Source organism: Microbacterium rhizophilum, from assembly GCF_039605615.1.
Lineage (GTDB): Bacteria > Actinomycetota > Actinomycetes > Actinomycetales > Microbacteriaceae > Microbacterium > Microbacterium rhizophilus.
On record NZ_JBCNUN010000002.1, the window covers coordinates 347,665 to 365,737 of the forward strand.

Here is an 18,073-nt window from a genome sequence, read left to right on the forward strand (position 1 = left end):
CCCGCGTCTGAACGCCGCGAGGCCGCACCCGTTCTCGGGTGCGGCCTCGGACGTCTGCGGGCGTCAGCCGATCTCGCGCACTGCGCCCTTCTCGAGGCGCAGCCGGCGCCCGGCCCGGCGCGCCACGGCCGAGTCGTGCGTCACCACGACGAGCGTGAGGCCGTCGTCGTTGAGCGCCTGCAGCACCTGCAGGATCTCGTCGCGCATGCCCTCGTCGAGGTTGCCGGTCGGCTCGTCCGCAAGCAGCACCCGGGGACGCTTCGCGATCGCCCGGGCGATCGCCACCCTCTGCTGCTGGCCGCCCGACAGCTCCCCCGGCCGGTGGTCGCCGCGCTCGGCGAGCCCGACGTGCGCGAGAGCATCGGCCACGCGACTGCGCCGCTCGTCCCCCGCCAGCCCGAGCGGCTCCAGGCCCATGTCGACGTTCTCGGCGGCCGTGAGGGTCGGGATCAGATTGAACCCCTGGAACACGAAGCCGATGTCATGCGCCCGCAGCCGGCCGAGCTCCGCGTTCGAGGCCTTTGCGATGTCCTTCCCGCCGATCACGACCTCGCCGGCGGTCGGCCGGTCGAGCGCGCCCAGGATCTGCAGGAACGTCGACTTGCCGCCGCCGGTCGGGCCCTGGATGGTGACGAAGTCGCCCTGCGCGATCTCGACGTCCACGCCGGTCAGCGCGTGCACCGTCCGCTCCTTCTGCCGGTAGGTCTTCGTGACGCCGGCGATCCGGTACGCCGGGGCCGTATGCGTGATGGTCACTTCGTCTCGCCTCGCTCGCTCGGTACGGTGCATGTCGTTCTCCTGTCGGGTATGCGGCTGCGCGGTCATGCGACGGACCTCAGCGCCTCGGCCGGGCTGAGCCGCGCGGCGCGCCAGCCGCCGAAGGCACCCGCGATGAGGCCGGCGGCGACCGCGAGGCCGACGGCCGCGAGGATCACCCACAGCGACACGGGCGCGCTGAGCGTGACGTCGGCGGCGGTCTGCGCCGCCTGACCGAACGGACCGCCGCCGCCCGGCATCCCTCCGCCCTCGGGGCCCGCTGCGCTCGCGTCCGGGGCGCTCGAGATCGTGGGGTGGATCAGGTTGATCGCCGCGATCCCGGCCAGGCCGAGGACGAGGCCCGCGGCCCCGCCGATCAGGCCCTGCACGACGGACTCGCCCGCGACCTGGCCGATCACGCGGCCATTCGACCAGCCGATCGCCTTGAGCGTGCCGAACTCGCGCGTGCGACGGGCGACTCCCGAGATCGTGAACAGCACCGCGAGCGCGACCGCCACGGCGAGCAGGATGATCGACAGCCACGTCCCGAGGTTCGTGATCAGGGTCGACGCGCTTGCCAGCGATCCGGAGACCGTGGACGCGAGGTCCGACTGGGAGCTCACGGTCGCGTCGGGCAGCGCCTCCTCGAGCGCTGCCTGCACGCCCGGGATGGCGTCGGACGACTCAGCCTGCACGTACACGGTCGAGACGACGTCACCCGCGTCGGAGATCGCCTGCGCGACGTCCAGCGGGACATAGACGTTCGCCGCGGTGTCGGCGTCGGCCGACGCGGATGCCACGAGGCCCACGATCTCCATCTCGGTGCCGCCGACGTCGATCGCGTCGCCCACCGCCAGCTCCGCACTCGCGGCGTAGGTCTCGTCCAGCACCGCGACGTCCTCGCCCTCGTCGCCCGCGTCCAGCAGTCGGCCGTCGCCGAGCGCCACCGACGACAGCGGGCCGACCGCCGTCTCGCCCGGCGCGATCCCGAGCACCGTGAACGAGTCGACGTCGAACTGTCCGCCGCCGAAGCCGCCGCCCTGCGGTGCCCCGCCGTCGGGCACCTCTCCCTCGCCCTGCGGCGCGCTCGACCTGTCCGGCAGCTCGCCGTCGAACGTCGTGTTGGTGAGACTGAGCGCCCCCGTCGCCGCCGCGACGCCGTCGATGCCGGCGACCGCGTCCACGCTGGATGCCTCGAGGGTTCCGCGCCGGAAGTCCGTCATCAGCCGCGACTGGCTGAGGCTGGTCGAGCCGTCCTCGTTCGTCGTGCCGCCGTCCTCGCCGAAGTCGAACGACGGCCGGCCTCCGCCCTCGCCGGGCTCCGCCTGGGCGCCCGCGACCGTGAGGTCGGTGCCGACGCCGTAGACGGATCCGAGTGCCGCCGCCTGTGCGTCCCGCACGCCGGCGGCCAGCGCGTTCACGACGATCACCAGCGCGATCGCGATCGCGAGGCCGGCGGCCACGATGATCGTCTGCTTCTTGCGGCCCGCGAGTTCGCGCCGCAGATATGTCACGTACATGGGTCTCCTCCGGGCCGGAGCATCCGGCCACAGCACCCGAGGCTAGGGACGCGGATGATGACGGCTCGCGGAGTGGCGTATGAGATCCCTATGGACGCGCCGCGCGGGGTCTTCCCATCCCGCGCAAAGGCGGCTCCATAGAAACCTCATAGCTTCGTGCGCAGAATGGAGCACATGAGCACGCCCCACTCCCCCGCCCTGCTGCGCGCGGACGGCACGCCCGTCCGGATCCTGGTCGTCGACGACGAGCAGATGCTGACGGATCTGCTGTCGATGGCCCTCAAGATGGAGGGCTGGCAGGTGCGCACGGCGGCGAGCGGCTTCGAGGCGCTTACGGCCGCGAAGGAGTTCCGGCCGGACGCGCTCGTGCTCGACGTCATGATGCCGGATCTCGACGGCATGAGCGTGCTGCAGCGCCTTCGGCAGAGCGGCGACGACGTGCCCGTGCTCTTCCTCACCGCCAAGGACGCCGTCTCCGATCGGGTCGCGGGACTCACGGCGGGTGGCGACGACTACGTCACCAAGCCCTTCAGCCTCGAGGAGGTCGTCGCGCGCCTGCGGGCCCTGATGCGGCGATCCGGCACCGCGCACGCGGCCGAGGACGAGCCGATCCTGCGCGTGGGCGATCTCACCCTGAACGAGGACAGCCACGAGGTCGCGCGAGACGGCGCGGAGATCGAGCTCACCGCCACCGAGTTCGAGCTGCTGCGCTTCCTCATGCGCAACGAGCGCAAGGTGGTGTCGAAGGCGCAGATCCTCGATCGCGTGTGGAGCTACGACTTCGGCGGCCGCTCGAGCGTCGTCGAGCTGTACATCTCCTACCTGCGCAAGAAGATCGACGCGGGCCGCGAGCCGCTCATCCACACCGTCCGCGGCGTGGGCTACATGATCAAGGCGCCGCAGTGACCGGGACTCCCCCGCACGCCGCGGCCCCGCCGGACGCCGCGGCCCCGCCGGACGCCGCGGCCCCGCCGGCTGCGGCGGCGCACCCCAAGAAGCGGCAGCTGTCGTTCCAGGCGCGCCTGATGCTGACGGTGTTCGGCTTCGTGTCGCTGATCTTCGTCGTCGTGGCGGGCGTCACGAGCGTCATGCTGAACAACTCGCTCGAGGAGCGTCTGACGCAGCAGGTGCGCGGCATGGTGGCGGAGGCGCAGCCGTGGCTGCGGGCGGGTGCCGTCGCGCCCGGCGCCGCGCTGGAGGGCGCGCAGATGCCTCCCGGCACGATCCTCGTCGTCGCGACGGCCGACGGCACGCGATCCGGCGCCTTCGTCGACGAGCACTTCTCGGTGGTGCCGCTGACCGAGTCGCAGCTGCGCGGGCTGTCGCTGGGCGAGCGCACGCTGCCCGAGGAGGACGCTCCGCCGACGGTCGCGGCCGTGTCGACGCTCACGGTGCCGCGGCTGGGCGAGTTCCGCGTGCTGCACGGCACGATCGAGGGCGGCTACGCGATCATGGGCCAGTCCACCGGCGACGTGCGCGCGACGATCGGGCAGATGCTGACCACGATCACCTTCACGACGGCGGCGGGGCTGTTCGTGCTGGGCGGCGCGATCACGCTCGTGATCCGGCAGGGCCTGAAGCCGCTGCGCGCCGTGGCCGAGACGGCGCAGCGCGTCGCGCGGCAGCCGCTGGATCAGGGCGTGGTGTCGATCGAGGAGCGCGTGCCGGCCGAGCAGGCGGATCCGTACACCGAGACCGGGCAGGTGGGCGCGGCCCTGAACACCCTGCTCGATCACGTCGACGCGTCGCTGCACGCGCGGCAGCGCAACGAGGAGCGGATGCGCCGCTTCGTCGCGGACGCCAGCCACGAGCTGCGCACGCCGCTCGCGTCCATCCGCGGCTACTCGGAGCTGTCGCTGCGGGATCCGTCGCTGAGCGAGACCACCGGGCAATCCCTCGAGCGGATCCAGGCGCAGTCGATGCGGATGACGGGACTCGTCGAGGACCTGCTGCTGCTGGCCCGGCTCGACGAGGGCCAGGAGCTCGTCTACGGCGCCGTAGACCTCACGCAGCTTGCGCTCGAATCGGTCGCGGACCAGCGGGTGACCGGATCGGATCACACGCTGCGGGTGGACGTCGACGAGGAGCCGGTGATCGTCGCGGGCGACGCCGCGCGGCTGAATCAGGTCATCGTGAACCTGCTCGCCAACGCGCGCACCCACACCCCCGCAGGCACGACCGTGACGGTGTCGGTGCGGCACGAGGGATCGGGCAGCGCGACGCGCGGCGTGCTGCGCGTGCACGACGACGGCCCGGGCATCGACCCGGCGCTGCAGGGCGAGCTGTTCACGCGCTTCGCGCGCGCCGACCGCTCGCGGGCGCGCGCGACCGGCGGCACCGGTCTCGGTCTCGCGATCGTGAAGGCCATCGTGGAGGCGCATCACGGCACCATCTCGGTCGCCAGCTCCCCGGGCGACACGACGTTCGAGGTGAGCCTGCCGGCCAAGCCGCGCGATCCGTCCTGACGTGCGACGAGGCCGCACCCGGATCGGATGCGGCCTCGTCCGCGTCGGAGCGGGTGGGGTCAGGCGGCCCCGTCGAACATGCTGGTGACGGATCCGTCGTCGAAGACCTCCTTGATCGCACGCCCCAGCAGGGGTGCGGCGGAGAGGACCGTGAGCTTGTCGAAGCGGCGGGCCTCCTCGAGCGGCACGGTGTCGGTCACGACGACCTCGTCGATCGACGCGTCCTGCAGACGCTCGGAGGCGGGGTCGCTGAAGATCGCGTGCGTCGCGGCGACGATGACCTTCCGGGCGCCGCTGGCCTTGAGTGCCTGAGCGGCCTTCACGATCGTGCCGCCGGTGTCGATCATGTCGTCGACGAGCAGGCACGTGCGTCCGCTCACCTCGCCGACGATCTCGTGCACCGTCACCTGATTGGCGACCTTGGGGTCGCGGCGCTTGTGGATGATCGCGAGCGGCGCGCCGAACTCCTCGGCCCACGTGTCGGCGACGCGCACGCGGCCCATGTCGGGAGAGACGACCGTCAGGGTCTCCCGGTCCTCGCCCCGCAGCGACTCCTCGAAGTAGCGCGCCAGGATCGGCTTGGCGAACAGGTGGTCGACCGGGCCGTCGAAGAAGCCCTGGATCTGCGCGGCGTGCAGGTCGACGCTCATGATGCGGTCGGCGCCGGCCGTCGCGATGAGGTCGGTCACCAGACGGGCCGAGATCGGCTCGCGGCCACGGCCCTTCTTGTCCTGGCGCGAGTACGGGTAGTACGGCGCGACCACGGTGATGCGCTTGGCCGACGCGCGCTTGAGCGCGTCGAGCATGATGAGCATCTCCATGATCCACTCGTTGACGGGGCTGCCGAAGGTCTGCACGAGGAAGACGTCGGCGCCGCGCATCGAGGTCTCGAAGCGGGTGTAGATCTCTCCGGACGCGAACGTGCGGCGCTCGGTCGGCGCGACTTCGATGCCGATGTGGTCGGCGATCGCATGCGCGAGCTCCGGGTGCGAGCCTCCGGCCACCACGACGAGCCGCTTCTTGGTCTTGGCGACGATCCCGGGCGCGATGCCCTTCTGTCGCTCGTCGTCAGTGGTCGTCCTGCTCTTGCGCGCCATCGGCCGCCTTCTCTGCGCTTCGGGCGCGCTCCGCGGCCTCGGCCGCTGCGGTGCCCGCTCGGTTCTTGTCCACCCACCCCTCGATGTTCCGCTGAGGGGCGACACTCAGGGCGAGGGCTCCGGCCGGGACGTCCTTGCGGATCACCGCCCCGGCGCCGGTCTTCGCACCGGCCTCAATCCTAACGGGCGCGACGAAGACGTTATGGGACCCGGTGTGCACCTCGTCGCCGATCTCCGTGCGGTGCTTGTGGATGTCGTCGTAGTTCGCGGTGATCGCGCCCGCGCCCAGGTTGACCCCTCGGCCGATCGTGGTGTCGCCGATGTACGACAGGTGAGGCACCTTCGATCCCTCGCCGATCTGCGAGTTCTTGACCTCGACGTAGGTGCCGACCTTGGCGCCCGCGGCGAGCTCGGCTCCCGCCCGAAGGTAGGCGTACGGGCCGACGTTCGCGCCCGCGCCGATCACGGCGAGCGTCGCATCCGCCCGGCGCACGGTCGCCCCGGCGCCGACCTCGCAGTCGACGAGCGACGTGTCCGGACCGATCGTCGCGCCCTCCGCGATCGTCGTGGCGCCGAGGATGTGCGTGTTGGGCAGGATCGTGACGTCCTCGGCGAGCGTGGCGGTGTCGTCGATCCACGTGGTCGCGGGATCCTGGATCGTGACGCCCTCGCGCTGCCAGCGGCGGACGATCCGGGCGTTCAGGATGGCGCCGACGTCGGACAGCTGGGCGCGGTCGTTCACGCCGAAGGTCACGCGCGCGTCGGCCACCGCCTGGGCGGCGACGGCGCGGCCGGCCTGGCGCAGCAGCCGGACGACGTCGGTGAGGTACATCTCGCGCTGCGCGTTGTCGGTGCCCACCTGGGCGAGGCTCTGGCGCAGCGAGGCGGCGCGGAAGACGTACACGCCCGCGTTGATCTCGGTGACCGCGGCCTCGTCGTCGGAGGCGTCCTTCTGCTCGACGATCCGGGCCACGGATCCGTCCGGGTCGCGGATGATGCGCCCGTAGCCGGTCGGGTCGTCGATCGTCGCGCTCATCAGCGTCGCCTCGGCCGCGGCCGTGCGGTGCGTCTCGACGAAGCCGGCGAGCGTGTCGACGTCCAGCAGGGGCACGTCGCCGCTGAGCACCAGCACGTCGCCGTCGAACCCGTCCGGCAGGCCCTCGACGGCCAGCTGCACCGCGCGGCCCGTGCCGGGGATCTCGTCCTGGTCGACGATCTCGACGCCCGGGATGTCCTCGAGCGTCTGCACCACCTGGTCGCGCTCGTGCCGCACGACCACGCGCACGACGGACGCGGGCAGCTGCTGCGCGGTGTGCAGGACGTGTCCGAGCAGCGTGCGTCCGCCGATCGGATGCAGCACCTTCGGCAGCTTCGAGCGCATGCGCGTGCCCTGTCCTGCCGCCAGGATGACGATCGCGAGGTCGTTGTTGTCGCTCATGCTCCGCCACCAGGATTCGAACCTGGTCCTCACAGCTCCAAAGGCTGTCGTGCTGCCGTTACACCATGGCGGACCGCGGCCCGACAGACCGCCGTCCCAGTCTGCCATCCGCGGCTCCCTAGACTCGGACCATGGCATCCGAGACGGACGAGGTCGACCGCATCGTCGGCGCGTGGGCGCAGCAGCGCCCCGACCTCGACTTCTCCCCCATGGAGGTGCTCTCGCGCGTGGACCGGCTCTCGCGGCACCTCGACCGCGCCCGGCGCGACGCGTTCCGCCGCACGGACATCGAGCCGTGGGAGTGGGACGTGCTGTCCGCCCTGCGCCGCGCGGGCGCGCCGTATCAGCTCAGCCCCAAGCAGCTGCTGCTGCAGACCCTGGTCTCGAGCGGCACCATGACGAATCGGATCGATCGCCTGGTCGGGCGCCGCTTCGTGCGCCGCGAGGCGGATCCGGCCGACGGACGCAGCGTGCTGGTGACGCTCACGGACGACGGACGCGTGCGCGTCGACGCGGCCATCACGCGCCTGATGGATGCCGAGGCCGAGCTGCTCGGCCGTCTCAGCGCGACGGAGCGCGACCGCCTCGCGACGCTGCTGCGGCGCCTCAGCCTCGGCTTCGACGTCGCGCCGCCCGGCGCCTGAGCGCGGCTGCCGCGCCCAGGCCCTCTGCGTGACGGTCGAGCGGCTCGCGCGGCGGAGGTCCCGTCAGCCGATCTCCTCCGTGAGCTCGAACCAGCGCTCCTCGGCGGCGGCGATCTCGTCCTGCAGCGCGGCGACGGCGGCCATCTCGCGGCCGAGGCCCTCGTAGTCGGACTGGTCGTGGTCGGCGAGCGCGGTGCGCGCGGCGTCGACCTGCTCGGTGAGCTTGGCGATGCGGCGCTCGAGCGCAGCGACCTCTTTCTGCGCGGTGCGCAGCTCGGCGCCGCTCAGGCCGCTCGGCGTCGGGGCCGCCGCGGCTTGCGCCTGCGTGGCTCGCGGTGCGGGCGCGGCCTGCTCCAGCTGCCGCAGCCGCAGGTACTCGTCCACCCCGCCCGGCAGATGCCGCAGCCGGCGCCCGAGGATCGCGTACTGCTGATCCGTGACGCGCTCGAGGAAGTACCGGTCGTGCGACACGACGATGAGCGTGCCGGGCCACGAGTCGAGCAGGTCCTCCATCGCCGCGAGCATGTCGGTGTCGAGGTCGTTCGTCGGCTCGTCGAGGATCAGCACGTTGGGCTGATCCAGCAGGATCAGCAGCAGCTGCAGGCGTCGCTTCTGGCCGCCCGACAGGTCCTTCACCGGCGTCGACAGCTGCGCGCTGGAGAATCCCATGCGCTCGAGCAGCTGACCGGGGCTGAGCTCGGTCGCCTTGGATCCGGATCCGAACGTGTACGTCGTGCGCAGGCGCCCGATCACGACGCGCACCGGGTCGTTCAGGTGCTCCTCGAGTTCGTCGAGGCGCTGTGTGAGGGTCGCGACCTTCACGGTCTTGCCGCGCTTGACGCGTCCCGAGGTGGGCTCGATCGTGCCGGAGATCAGGCTCAGCAGCGTCGACTTGCCGGCGCCGTTCACGCCGAGGATGCCCGTGCGCTCGCCCGGCGCGAGGCGCCACTCGACGCGCTCGATGACCTTCTGCTCGCCGTACGAGACGGACACGTCGAGCAGGTCGACGACGTCCTTGCCGAGCCGCGAGACGGCGAGCGAGGCCAGCTCGGTCTTGTCGCGGATCTCGGGGACGTCCTCGATCAGCTGGTTGGCGGCGTCGATCCGGAACCTCGGCTTCGACGTGCGGGCGGGGGCGCCGCGGCGCAGCCAGGCGAGCTCTTTGCGCGCGAGGTTCTGCCGGCGCTGCTCGATCGCCGCGGCCTGGCGGTCGCGCTCGACGCGCTGCAGGATGTACGCCGCGTAGCCGCCCTCGAAGGGCTCGACGATGCGGTCGTGCACCTCCCACGTCGCGGTGCAGACCTCGTCGAGGAACCACCGGTCGTGCGTGACGGTCAGCAGGCCGCCGGCGCTGGGGGCCCAGCGGCGCTTCAGGTGGTTCGCGAGCCACGCGATCGCCTCGACGTCGAGGTGGTTGGTGGGCTCGTCGAGGGCGAGGACGTCCCAGTCGCCCGCCAGCAGCGCCGCGAGTGCGACGCGGCGGCGCTGGCCGCCCGAGAGCGTGCCGAGCAGCGCGTCCCACGGCAGGTCGCCCAGGAGCCCGGCGATCACGTCGCGCACCTTCGCGTCGCCCGCCCACTCGTGCTCGGGGGTGTCACCGACGACGGCCTCGCCGATCGTGACGCCGTCCGGCAGCGTGTCCGCCTGGTCGAGCACGCCGATCCGCACGCCGCCGCGGACGGTCACGCGACCGGCGTCGGGCTCGCGCCGACCGGCGAGCATCGCCAGCAGGCTGGACTTGCCGTCGCCGTTGCGGCCGACGATGCCGATGCGGTCGCCCTCGTTCACGCCCAGCGAGATCGAGTCGAAGACGACCTTGGTCGGGTACTCGAGGTGCAGGGCCTCGGCCCCCAGAAGATGCGCCATATCCCCTCAAGCGTATGGGAGCGCGCCTGGGCGACCGCCCGCCGCGTCCGACGCGCGTCAGAGGTGGATGTCGCGCGTCGCCGTCAGCCGCCGCCACGGCTCGGCCAGCGCGGTCGCGGGCAGCACGTCGGCCGCCACCAGCTGATCCAGTCCGAGCTCCGTGAGCTCCGCGATGTCGGCCACCGGCACCTGGAAGGTGCGGAACGGACCCAGGTCGGGCACCTCGCCCCTCGCGCCCTGCTCGATCTCGTCGAGGTCGATCATGGGCGACTGGTCCAGGACGAAGCCGGCCGCGCGCAGCTCGCCGTAGCGGACCCAGACCGCGATCTTGAAGAAGCGCAACGGGATCAGGATGCCGCGGTACGGCAGGTCCTCGGCGCCGAGCACGGGAGCGGTGAACACCGAGATGCGGTGGTCGTGCGCGTCGGCGTACTGCAGCACGTGGTCCTCGAGGCCGACCCACAGCTCCTCCGACTGGTTGAACCCCGAGGCCTGCGGCGCGGCGTTCGTGTAGTGGAACGTGTCGCTGTTGGCGCGCTCGGCATCCTCGCCCCACACGGGGTCGCGGCGGCGCACCAGGTGCCCCCGGTCGAGGTCGTTGCGCGCGTACACGTCGGGGCCCGCCTGCCACTCGGCCGGGATCCGCTCGTCCAGGCGCCAGTCGTCGCCGCGCTCGACGTCGACCAGCGCCGCCCCGTCCACGTTCACCGCCGTCAGCCGGGCGAGCCGGCGATCCCGATCCAGGATCACGGTGAAGTGCGTGTAGTCCAGCGGCGCGGCCGAGCGCGCGGCCCCGCCCGAGAGCACGGGGAGCGGCACGGAGACGTCCAGGAAGTCCGGCGAGTAGCCCATGCCCCGACCTTAGAAGCAGGCCCGGACATGCCACGAGGGCCGCCCGGTGAACACCGGACGGCCCTCGTGGGAACGGCGATTACTTGTACGACTCGACGATCTCGAGGAGGCTCGGGACGTTGGCGTAGGCCTCGGCCGCGTTCTCCTTCGTGACGATCACCGGGTCGAGCAGGTACGACGGGACGACCTTGACGCCGTTGTCGTACTGCTCGGTGTCGTTGACGTCGACCTCGTCGCCCGCCTGGAGCTGGCCGACCATCTTGATGGTCTGCTCCACGAGCAGGGCGGTGTCCTTGTTGATCGTGGAGTACTGCTTGTCCTCCATGATCCACTTGACCGACTCGACCTCGGAGTCCTGACCGGTCACGACCGGCTGCTTCTTGCCTGCCTGCTCGACCGACGTCAGGATGGCGCGGGCGAGCGTGTCGTTCGGCGACAGCACGCCGTCGAGCTCCTCGCTGCCGTAGGTGGACGTCAGGAGACCGTCCATGCGCTCCTGAGCGTTCTCGGCGAGCCAGCCCTGCGTCGCGGTCTGCGCGATCTCGGTCTGGCCGGAGCCGACGACCAGCGTGCCGTCATCGATCTTCTCCTGCAGAACGCTCATCGCGCCGTTGAAGAACACAGCCGAGTTGGCGTCGTCGGGCGAGCCCGAGAACAGCTCGACGTTGTACGGGGCGTCGTGGCCGGCGTTGGCCTCGAGTCCGTCGAGGAGGGCCTGGCCCTGGAGCTCGCCGACCTTGAAGTTGTCGAACGCGACGTAGTAGTCGACGGCCTCGGTGTTCTCGATGAGGCGGTCGTACGCGATCACGTACGCACCGGCGTCCTTGGCCGCCTCCACCTGCGTGGCGAGCTGCTTGCCGTCCTTGGCACCGATGACGATGACCTTGGCGCCGGCCGTGACCATCGCCTGGATCTGGTTCTGCTGCTCGGCGACCGTGTTGCTCGCCGGGGCGTACTGGACGTCGGCCTTGAAGCCGGCCTCCTCCAGTCCGTCGGTGAACAGCTGGCCGGCGAGCACCCAGTTCTCGCTGGTCTTGTCCGGGAGCGCGACGCCGATCGTGGCGCCGGCCTCGAAGCCCGCGGGGGCCTCCGAGGCGCCGGTTCCACCGGGCTCCGCGGTGCCTCCGCCGCGCTCCGAGGAGCAGCCCGTCAGACCCAGCGCCAGAGCCGCGACCGCCGCCGTGGCGGTGAGAGCGATCTTCTTCATGTGATGTGTGTCCACTTTCTGTTTGGGGACGAGAGCGCGACTCAGCTGCGAGTCACGGTCTCCTTCTTCCCGGCCGCGTCCGCTGCGGCGGGAGTCTGGATGTCGCCACTGAAGTCGGCGACGGCCTTGCGGCGGTTCATCAGGAAGCCGATGACCGACGGGCGGCCCTGCTGCTTGTTCCAGACGTCGATGCCGACCGCGACGAGGAGCACGAGCCCCTTGATCATCGACACGAGGTCGGCGCCGACGCCCAGCAGCGCGAGGCCGTTGTTGAGGAACGCCATGACGAGGCCACCGATGATGGAGCCGATCACGGTGCCGATGCCGCCCGAGACGGCGGCGCCTCCGATGAAGACCGACGCGATCGCGTCGAGCTCCCAGCCGTTGCCGTCCTGCGGGCCGGAGGCCGTCGCGCGGGCGACGTAGATCATGCCCGCGATCGCGGCCAGCACCGACATGTTCATCATGACGAAGAAGTCGACGCGGCGGTCCTTGACGCCCGACAGCCGCGCGGCCTGGCGGTTGCCGCCGACCGCGTAGATGTGACGACCGAAGACCGTGCTGTTCGTGATGAACGCGTAGATGATCACGAGGACGAGCAGGATGATGCCCGAGACCGGGAAGCTCGTGCCGGGGCGGCCGGTGGCGAACATCCAGCCGGCCCAGAGGATCGCGGCCGACAGCAGCACCATCTTCAGGGCGCTGACCCACAGCGGCGCCTTGGCGGCGCCCATCTTGGCCTGGATGCGGCGCAGACGCAGCTCGGTGAACACGATCCAGGCGACGCCGAGCAGCGCGAGGATCATGGTCGGCACGTTGAACGGGAGCGGCACGGCGATCTCGGGCAGGTACCCGGCGCCGATGTAGACGAACTCGCGCGGGACCGCGACGGTCTGCGAGTCGCCGATCCACTGGTTCGCGCCGCGGAAGAAGAGCATGCCCGCCAGCGTCACGATGAACGCCGGCACTCCGACATACGCGACCCAGAATCCCTGCCACGCGCCGACGAGCACGCCCACGCCGAGACCCAGCAGGATCGCGAGCGGCCAGGGCAGGTTCCAGTCGGACATCGACTTGGCGACGATGATGCCCGTGAACGCGGCGACCGATCCGACCGACAGATCGATGTGGCCCATGATGATGACCATCACCATGCCGATCGCCAGGATCAGGATGTAGGAGTACTGGTTGACGACGTTGATCAGGTTGCCGCTGGAGAGCGTGAGCCCGGTGCCGCGGAAGATCAGCGTGAGCACCTGGAACAGCAGGATGATGACGATCAGGGCGCCGAGGATGCCGAACTGGCGCGTCACAGACTGGCCGCCGCCGAACATCGTGCGGATGTCGCTGAAGCGGAAGCCTCGGTTCTCGGTCTCGGTGGTGCTGGTCATGCGATCGCTTTCTGGCTCAGGGAGGTCATGCTGCGCATGAGCGCCTCGGGGGTCGCGTCGGCGGCGTCGAGGACGTCGGTGATCCGCCCCTCGAACACGGTGTAGATGCGGTCGCTGATGCCGAGCAGCTCGGGCAGCTCGCTGGAGATCACGATCACGCCCTTCCCGCTCGCCGCGAGGTCGTTGATGATCTGGTAGATCTCGTACTTCGCTCCGACATCGATGCCGCGCGTGGGCTCATCCAGGATCAGCAGGTCCGGATCCGTGAACATCCACTTCGCGAGCACGACCTTCTGCTGGTTGCCGCCGGACAGCGTCGAGACGCCCACGCCGACGCTCGGCGTCTTGATCCGCAGGGCGCGGCGGTACTCCTCCGCGACGCGGTGCTCGAGGCGCTCGTCCACGACGCCGTTCTTCGCGATCTTGGAGAGCTTGGCCGAGACGGTCGAGCGCTTGATCGTGTCGAGCAGGTTCAGGCCGAGCACCTTCCGGTCCTCGCTGACGTACGCCAGGCCGTGGCGGATCGCGCTCGGGACGTCGTGGAGCTCGATCTCCTGGCCGTCCTTGACGATCGTGCCGGAGACGTACTCGCCGTAGGAGCGGCCGAAGATGCTCATCGCCAGCTCGGTGCGGCCGGCGCCCATCAGGCCCGCGATGCCGACGACCTCGCCGCGGCGCACGTTCAGGCTCGAGCCCTTGACGACGAAGCGCTCCGAGACGGTGGGGTGGCGCACCACCCAGTCCTTGACCTCGAAGAAGACCTCGCCCGGGTGCGACTCGCGGTCGGGGTAGCGGCTCTCGAGCGAGCGGCCGACCATGCCGCGGATGATGCGATCCTCGTTGATCTCGCCGAGCCCGACGTCGAGCGTCTCGACCTTGCGGCCGTCGCGGATGATCGTGATCTCGTCGGCGACCTGCTCGATCTCGTTGAGCTTGTGGCTGATGATGATCGACGCGATGCCCTTGCCCTTGAGGCCGCGGATCAGGTCGAGCAGGTGCTGCGAGTCGTCCTCGTTCAGGGCCGCGGTGGGCTCGTCGAGGATCAGCAGCTTGACGTCCTTGTTGAGCGCCTTGGCGATCTCGACCAGCTGCTGCTTGCCGACGCCGAGCGCCTTGACCTGCGTGTCGGGATCGTCGCGGAGCCCGACGCGCGCGAGCAGCTCGACCGCGCGCATGCGCGCCGCGCGCCAGTCGATGGACAGCCCCGCACGCACCTCGTTGCCGAGGAAGATGTTCTCGGTGATCGACAGCTCGGGGATCAGCGCGAGCTCCTGGTGGATGATCACGATGCCCGCGGCCTCGCTCGCGCGGATGTCGCGGAAGCGCATCTCCTCGCCACGCAGCAGGATGTCGCCGGAGTAGGTGCCGTGCGGGTACACGCCCGACAGCACCTTCATCAGCGTCGACTTGCCCGCGCCGTTCTCGCCGCAGATGGCGTGGATCTCGCCCGCGCGCACCGTGAGGCTGACGTGCGAGAGCGCCTTGACGCCCGGGAACTCCTTGGAGATGTCGCGCATCTCGAGGATGGGCGGGGACACCGCCGGCATGGCTGCCGTATTGCTCACTTCGACCTCGCTGTCTGGGTCACACGTTCTCCTCGTTCATCGAGGAACCTCTGTCGTCGAGGTTTGTGACCGTTCACATCGCTGTACATCGTGCATCTCCTTGGACGACATGTCAAGCGCGCGCGCTCAGCTGCGCCAGGGCGCGGCGCTCGAGGCGCGGGCCAGCAGCTGCGACTCGAGCGGACCGAACGCGGGAGTCTCCTCGCCGCGGATCCCGGCGAGCAGCATCTCGACCGCGCGGCGGCCGAGTTCGGGGAAGTCCTGATGCACGGTCGTGAGGGGCGGCCACACGTGCGGAGCCACCGGGATGTCGTCGAATCCCACCACGCTGACGTGCCCCGGCACGTCCAGTCCGGCATCGCGGAAGCCGTGCATGAGGCCGATCGCCATCAGGTCGTTCGCGGCGAACACGGCCGTGAAGTCGCCGCGACGGGCGAGCTCGAGGCCGGCGAAGTGGCCGAAGTCCGCGGTCCAGTCACCTCGGATCGGCGGGATGGTCGGCAGGTCGGAGTCCCGCAGCGCGTCCAGATACCCGCGCATGCGGGACTCCGCCTCGATCCAGTCCTGCGGGCCCGCGAGGTGGACGATGTCGCGGTGCCCCAGCTCGATGAGGTGGTTCGTCGCGAGACGCGCGCCCTCCACCTGGTCGGCCGCGAGGCTCTCCCCCGTGGCCCCGGAGGCCGTCTGCAGGCTCACGAACGGCACGTCGATGGCCATGCCGCGCAGGACATGGAAGACGCGCACCTGCGGCGCCAGCACGACGATGCCCGCGATCTGCTCGCGCACGAGCTGGCGCACCGCGTCGCCGATCGCCTCCGGCGTGGTGGCCGGGAGGTTGACGGTCGTGACCGAGTACCCCTCGGCGCGGGCCGCCTCCTCGATCGTCGCGATGGACGACGCGGGTCCGAACTCGCCGATCGTGGCGGACATCACGCCGATCACGTTCGAGCGGCTCGTGACGAGCGCACGGGCGGCGAGGTTCGGGCGATAGTCGAGCACGCCGATCGCGTCGAGCACGCGCTGCTTCGTCTCGGGCCGGATGCTCGGGTGGTCGTTGAGCACGCGCGACACGGTCTGGTGCGAGACTCCCGCGAGGCGCGCCACATCGCGGATGCTCGGCATCCGCGCGCGTTCCGTCGCCTGATCCACGAGTGCTCCCGCCCAGTCCGTGGGCCCGCCCGCTGCTGCGCGGTCGCACGGCCCAGCCGCACGCGGTGCGCACGGCGCCGGATGTGCACGTTCACACCCGGCGACTTCATTATGCCGAGTTCGGAGCGGGGGCGCACACGGCTGTCCCGCGCCCGGGGCGCCCGATCTCAGAGCCAGCGGAGCGCGCGACCGTGCTGGTCGGCGAACCCGACCACCTCGCCGTCGAGGGCGAGCACCAGGTGACTCGCGGGCGCCTCCGCGACCAGGCCCGGCACGACGCCGGAGGCCTCCATGCTCACCCAGTGGCAGCGACCGGCCGAGACGCGCTCGCGCATCGCGGCCTCGAACGCGCGGCGGTCGGCGGCGTCCAGGTACATGATCACGGCGCTGTGGCACACGACCACCGCGGCGCCCGCCGCCTCGCGATGGGCCTGGTCGATCAGCGCGTCCAGGTCGGTGCGTAGGTCGCCGCGGAGGAGCGGGGGCGGATCCCGTCGCGCGAGGGCGACGCCGGCGCGGAGTCGCGCGAGGCGCTCGTGCTGCTCAGGCCACACGAGGGTCTCGAGCCAGCGGACCCGGTCGTCGTCGCGCACGTCGATGGGGTCCAGGTCGAGCCCGCGGCGCCACGCGATCTCCGGCCGATCCGCCGGCAGCGGCGCGGGGCCGGTCACGTCGCACACGAGCTCGGGCTCGTCCGCCGCGCCCAGCGTGCGGTCGCCGTCCGGCGTGCGCCAGCGGTACGCCCAGCGATCCGGCAGCAGGCACAGGCCCGCCGACGCGCCGAGCTCGATCAGCGCGAGCGGGCGCCCCTCCCCCGCCGACGCGAACACGGGCAGCAGCGTGGCGAGCCGCCCGGCCTCGTTCGTCTGCGTCGCGCGGGTCAGGATCGTCTCGCGGATCGCCGCGCCGCCCCCGCCGAGCAGGGCGCCTCTCAGCCCGTCGTACGGCCCGGGCGCGGGCACGCCGTGCAGGCGCGCGGCGGCGAAGACGAGGTTGGGCTGCCGCTTCACGGGCGGCAGCCCGCCGAGCCAGGCGATCACCTCGTCGTCCTCGGCCACCTCGAGCGCCCACTGCTCGAGCGTCGGCGAGGCGCCGGCGGCGTACGTCGCGAACTCGCGGTACGCCGCCCGCACCTCGCCGTAGAGGTCCACCGGGACTCGGCTAGTTCAGGCCGTTGGTCTCGAGCCACTCCGTGGCGATCTCGGCGGCCGAGCGCTGCTCCACGGTGTTCTGCACGTTCAGCGCCACGAGGCCCTCGGGCGTGAGCGCCTCGCTGACCGGGTTGATCACGTCGGCGATGTCCTCGGCGATGTCGATCGAGGCGATCGGCACGACGTTCGACGACAGGAACAGGCCCTTCGGGTCGGCCAGCGGCACGAGGTTCTCCGTCTCGATGCGCGGGTCGGCCGTGAACACGTTGGCGACGTCGATCGTGCCCGCGAGCAGGTCCTCGACCGTGGTCTCGCCCGTGCCCTCGAAGTCGAGCTCGACGCCGTAGATCTCCTTGGCGCCGATCGGGCCGTACGGGCGCTCCTCGAGCTCGGGCGGGCCGCCGAGGGTCAGCGGACCCTCGACGTCGGCGAGATCGCCGATCGACTCGAGCCCGTGCTCCTCGGCGAAGTCGGACGTGACGGTGTACGAGTCCTGGTCGGTCGCGGTCGACTGCTCCAGCGCCGTGAGGTTGTCGGGCAGCGCCTCGACGAGCGCCGCGTAGACGTCGTCGGGTGTGCGCGCCTCGGTGTCCGCGTCGAGGAACTGCAGCAGGTTGCCGGTGTACTCGGGGAACAGCTGGACCTCGCCGCTCTCGAGCGCCGGCAGGTACGCATCGCGCTGGCCGATGTTGAACTGGCGCTTGACCGTGAAGCCGGCGCCCTCCAGGGCCTGCGCGTAGATCTCGGCGATGATCTCGTTCGAGGCGTAGGCCTGCGAGCCGACCACGATCGCGTCCTCGCCGCCACCGCCCGCGTCGCCGGTCTCCGCCTCGCCGCTGGGCTCGGCCAGGGGGTCGCTCGATCCGCATCCGGTGAGGGCCGCGACGAGGCCGATTGCCCCGATCCCGGCCAGCGCCGCGCGCTTCCAGCGAGAGTGTCGTGAGGTGATCATGCTGCTGTCCCCTTGGTCGG

15 protein-coding genes and 1 tRNA gene are annotated in these 18,073 nt (G+C 71.1%); 3 read left to right on the forward strand and 13 right to left on the reverse strand.

Features of this window, described 5'->3' with window-relative positions; translation table 11 throughout:
* Window positions 1-63: 63 nt before the first annotated feature.
* A complete protein-coding gene (locus AAD528_RS05590; RefSeq protein ID WP_345751057.1) occupies window positions 64-756 on the reverse strand; it encodes an ABC transporter ATP-binding protein in 693 nt (230 codons plus the stop codon).
* A 65-nt stretch (window positions 757-821) separates the two neighbouring features.
* A complete protein-coding gene (locus tag AAD528_RS05595) occupies window positions 822-2,276 on the reverse strand; it encodes an ABC transporter permease (protein ID WP_345751058.1) in 1,455 nt (484 codons plus the stop codon).
* Between the two features lie 174 nt (window positions 2,277-2,450).
* On the opposite strand from AAD528_RS05595, the gene AAD528_RS05600 reads away from it, so the two are divergent.
* Both AAD528_RS05600 and AAD528_RS05605 read left to right on the forward strand, forming a co-directional pair.
* Window positions 2,451-3,182, forward strand: coding sequence for a response regulator transcription factor (locus AAD528_RS05600; protein ID WP_345751059.1), 732 nt, complete (start codon window positions 2,451-2,453; stop codon window positions 3,180-3,182).
* A 119-nt stretch (window positions 3,183-3,301) separates the two neighbouring features.
* The gene (locus tag AAD528_RS05605; RefSeq protein WP_445974732.1) at window positions 3,302-4,741 is read left to right on the forward strand and encodes a sensor histidine kinase; all 1,440 of its coding nucleotides are present in this window, start codon (window positions 3,302-3,304) and stop codon (window positions 4,739-4,741) included.
* A 59-nt stretch (window positions 4,742-4,800) separates the two neighbouring features.
* Here AAD528_RS05605 and AAD528_RS05610 read toward each other — a convergent pair whose 3' ends face one another.
* From AAD528_RS05610 to AAD528_RS05620, 3 genes are all read right to left on the reverse strand, one after another.
* Window positions 4,801-5,838: a ribose-phosphate diphosphokinase gene (locus AAD528_RS05610; protein WP_345751061.1), complete on the reverse strand. Its 1,038-nt coding sequence runs from the start codon at window positions 5,836-5,838 to the stop codon at window positions 4,801-4,803.
* The gene (gene glmU, locus AAD528_RS05615) at window positions 5,810-7,276 is read right to left on the reverse strand and encodes a bifunctional UDP-N-acetylglucosamine diphosphorylase/glucosamine-1-phosphate N-acetyltransferase GlmU (protein WP_345751062.1); all 1,467 of its coding nucleotides are present in this window, start codon (window positions 7,274-7,276) and stop codon (window positions 5,810-5,812) included. The genes AAD528_RS05610 and glmU overlap by 29 nt, the downstream gene beginning before the upstream one ends.
* A gap of 1 nt (window position 7,277) precedes the next feature.
* Window positions 7,278-7,349 (reverse strand) — tRNA-Gln (locus tag AAD528_RS05620).
* Between the two features lie 58 nt (window positions 7,350-7,407).
* On the opposite strand from AAD528_RS05620, the gene AAD528_RS05625 reads away from it, so the two are divergent.
* Window positions 7,408-7,920: a MarR family winged helix-turn-helix transcriptional regulator gene (locus AAD528_RS05625; RefSeq protein ID WP_345751063.1), complete on the forward strand. Its 513-nt coding sequence runs from the start codon at window positions 7,408-7,410 to the stop codon at window positions 7,918-7,920.
* Window positions 7,921-7,983: 63 nt separating this feature from the next.
* Here AAD528_RS05625 and AAD528_RS05630 read toward each other — a convergent pair whose 3' ends face one another.
* The 8 genes from AAD528_RS05630 to AAD528_RS05665 all read right to left on the reverse strand — a co-directional run bounded on the left by AAD528_RS05630 (window position 7,984) and on the right by AAD528_RS05665 (window position 18,053).
* Complete coding sequence (locus AAD528_RS05630; RefSeq protein WP_345751064.1) at window positions 7,984-9,786, reverse strand: ABC-F family ATP-binding cassette domain-containing protein; 1,803 nt, start codon at window positions 9,784-9,786, stop codon at window positions 7,984-7,986.
* 57 nt (window positions 9,787-9,843) lie between these two features.
* A complete protein-coding gene (locus AAD528_RS05635; protein WP_345751065.1) occupies window positions 9,844-10,638 on the reverse strand; it encodes a DNA/RNA non-specific endonuclease in 795 nt (264 codons plus the stop codon).
* A 79-nt stretch (window positions 10,639-10,717) separates the two neighbouring features.
* Window positions 10,718-11,845 carry a substrate-binding domain-containing protein gene (locus AAD528_RS05640; protein ID WP_345751066.1) on the reverse strand — a complete coding sequence of 376 codons (1,128 nt, stop codon included), beginning with the start codon at window positions 11,843-11,845 and terminating at the stop codon, window positions 10,718-10,720.
* 41 nt (window positions 11,846-11,886) lie between these two features.
* Window positions 11,887-13,236: a multiple monosaccharide ABC transporter permease gene (mmsB, locus tag AAD528_RS05645; protein WP_345751067.1), complete on the reverse strand. Its 1,350-nt coding sequence runs from the start codon at window positions 13,234-13,236 to the stop codon at window positions 11,887-11,889.
* Window positions 13,233-14,783: a multiple monosaccharide ABC transporter ATP-binding protein gene (mmsA, locus tag AAD528_RS05650; protein WP_345751264.1), complete on the reverse strand. Its 1,551-nt coding sequence runs from the start codon at window positions 14,781-14,783 to the stop codon at window positions 13,233-13,235. The genes mmsB and mmsA overlap by 4 nt, the downstream gene beginning before the upstream one ends.
* A gap of 144 nt (window positions 14,784-14,927) precedes the next feature.
* Window positions 14,928-15,923 carry a LacI family DNA-binding transcriptional regulator gene (locus tag AAD528_RS05655; RefSeq protein WP_345751068.1) on the reverse strand — a complete coding sequence of 332 codons (996 nt, stop codon included), beginning with the start codon at window positions 15,921-15,923 and terminating at the stop codon, window positions 14,928-14,930.
* Window positions 15,924-16,117: 194 nt separating this feature from the next.
* Window positions 16,118-17,101, reverse strand: coding sequence for a DUF2332 domain-containing protein (locus AAD528_RS05660; protein WP_345751069.1), 984 nt, complete (start codon window positions 17,099-17,101; stop codon window positions 16,118-16,120).
* Window positions 17,102-17,111: 10 nt separating this feature from the next.
* Window positions 17,112-18,053 carry an ABC transporter substrate-binding protein gene (locus AAD528_RS05665; RefSeq protein WP_345751070.1) on the reverse strand — a complete coding sequence of 314 codons (942 nt, stop codon included), beginning with the start codon at window positions 18,051-18,053 and terminating at the stop codon, window positions 17,112-17,114.
* Window positions 18,054-18,073: the final 20 nt, after the last annotated feature.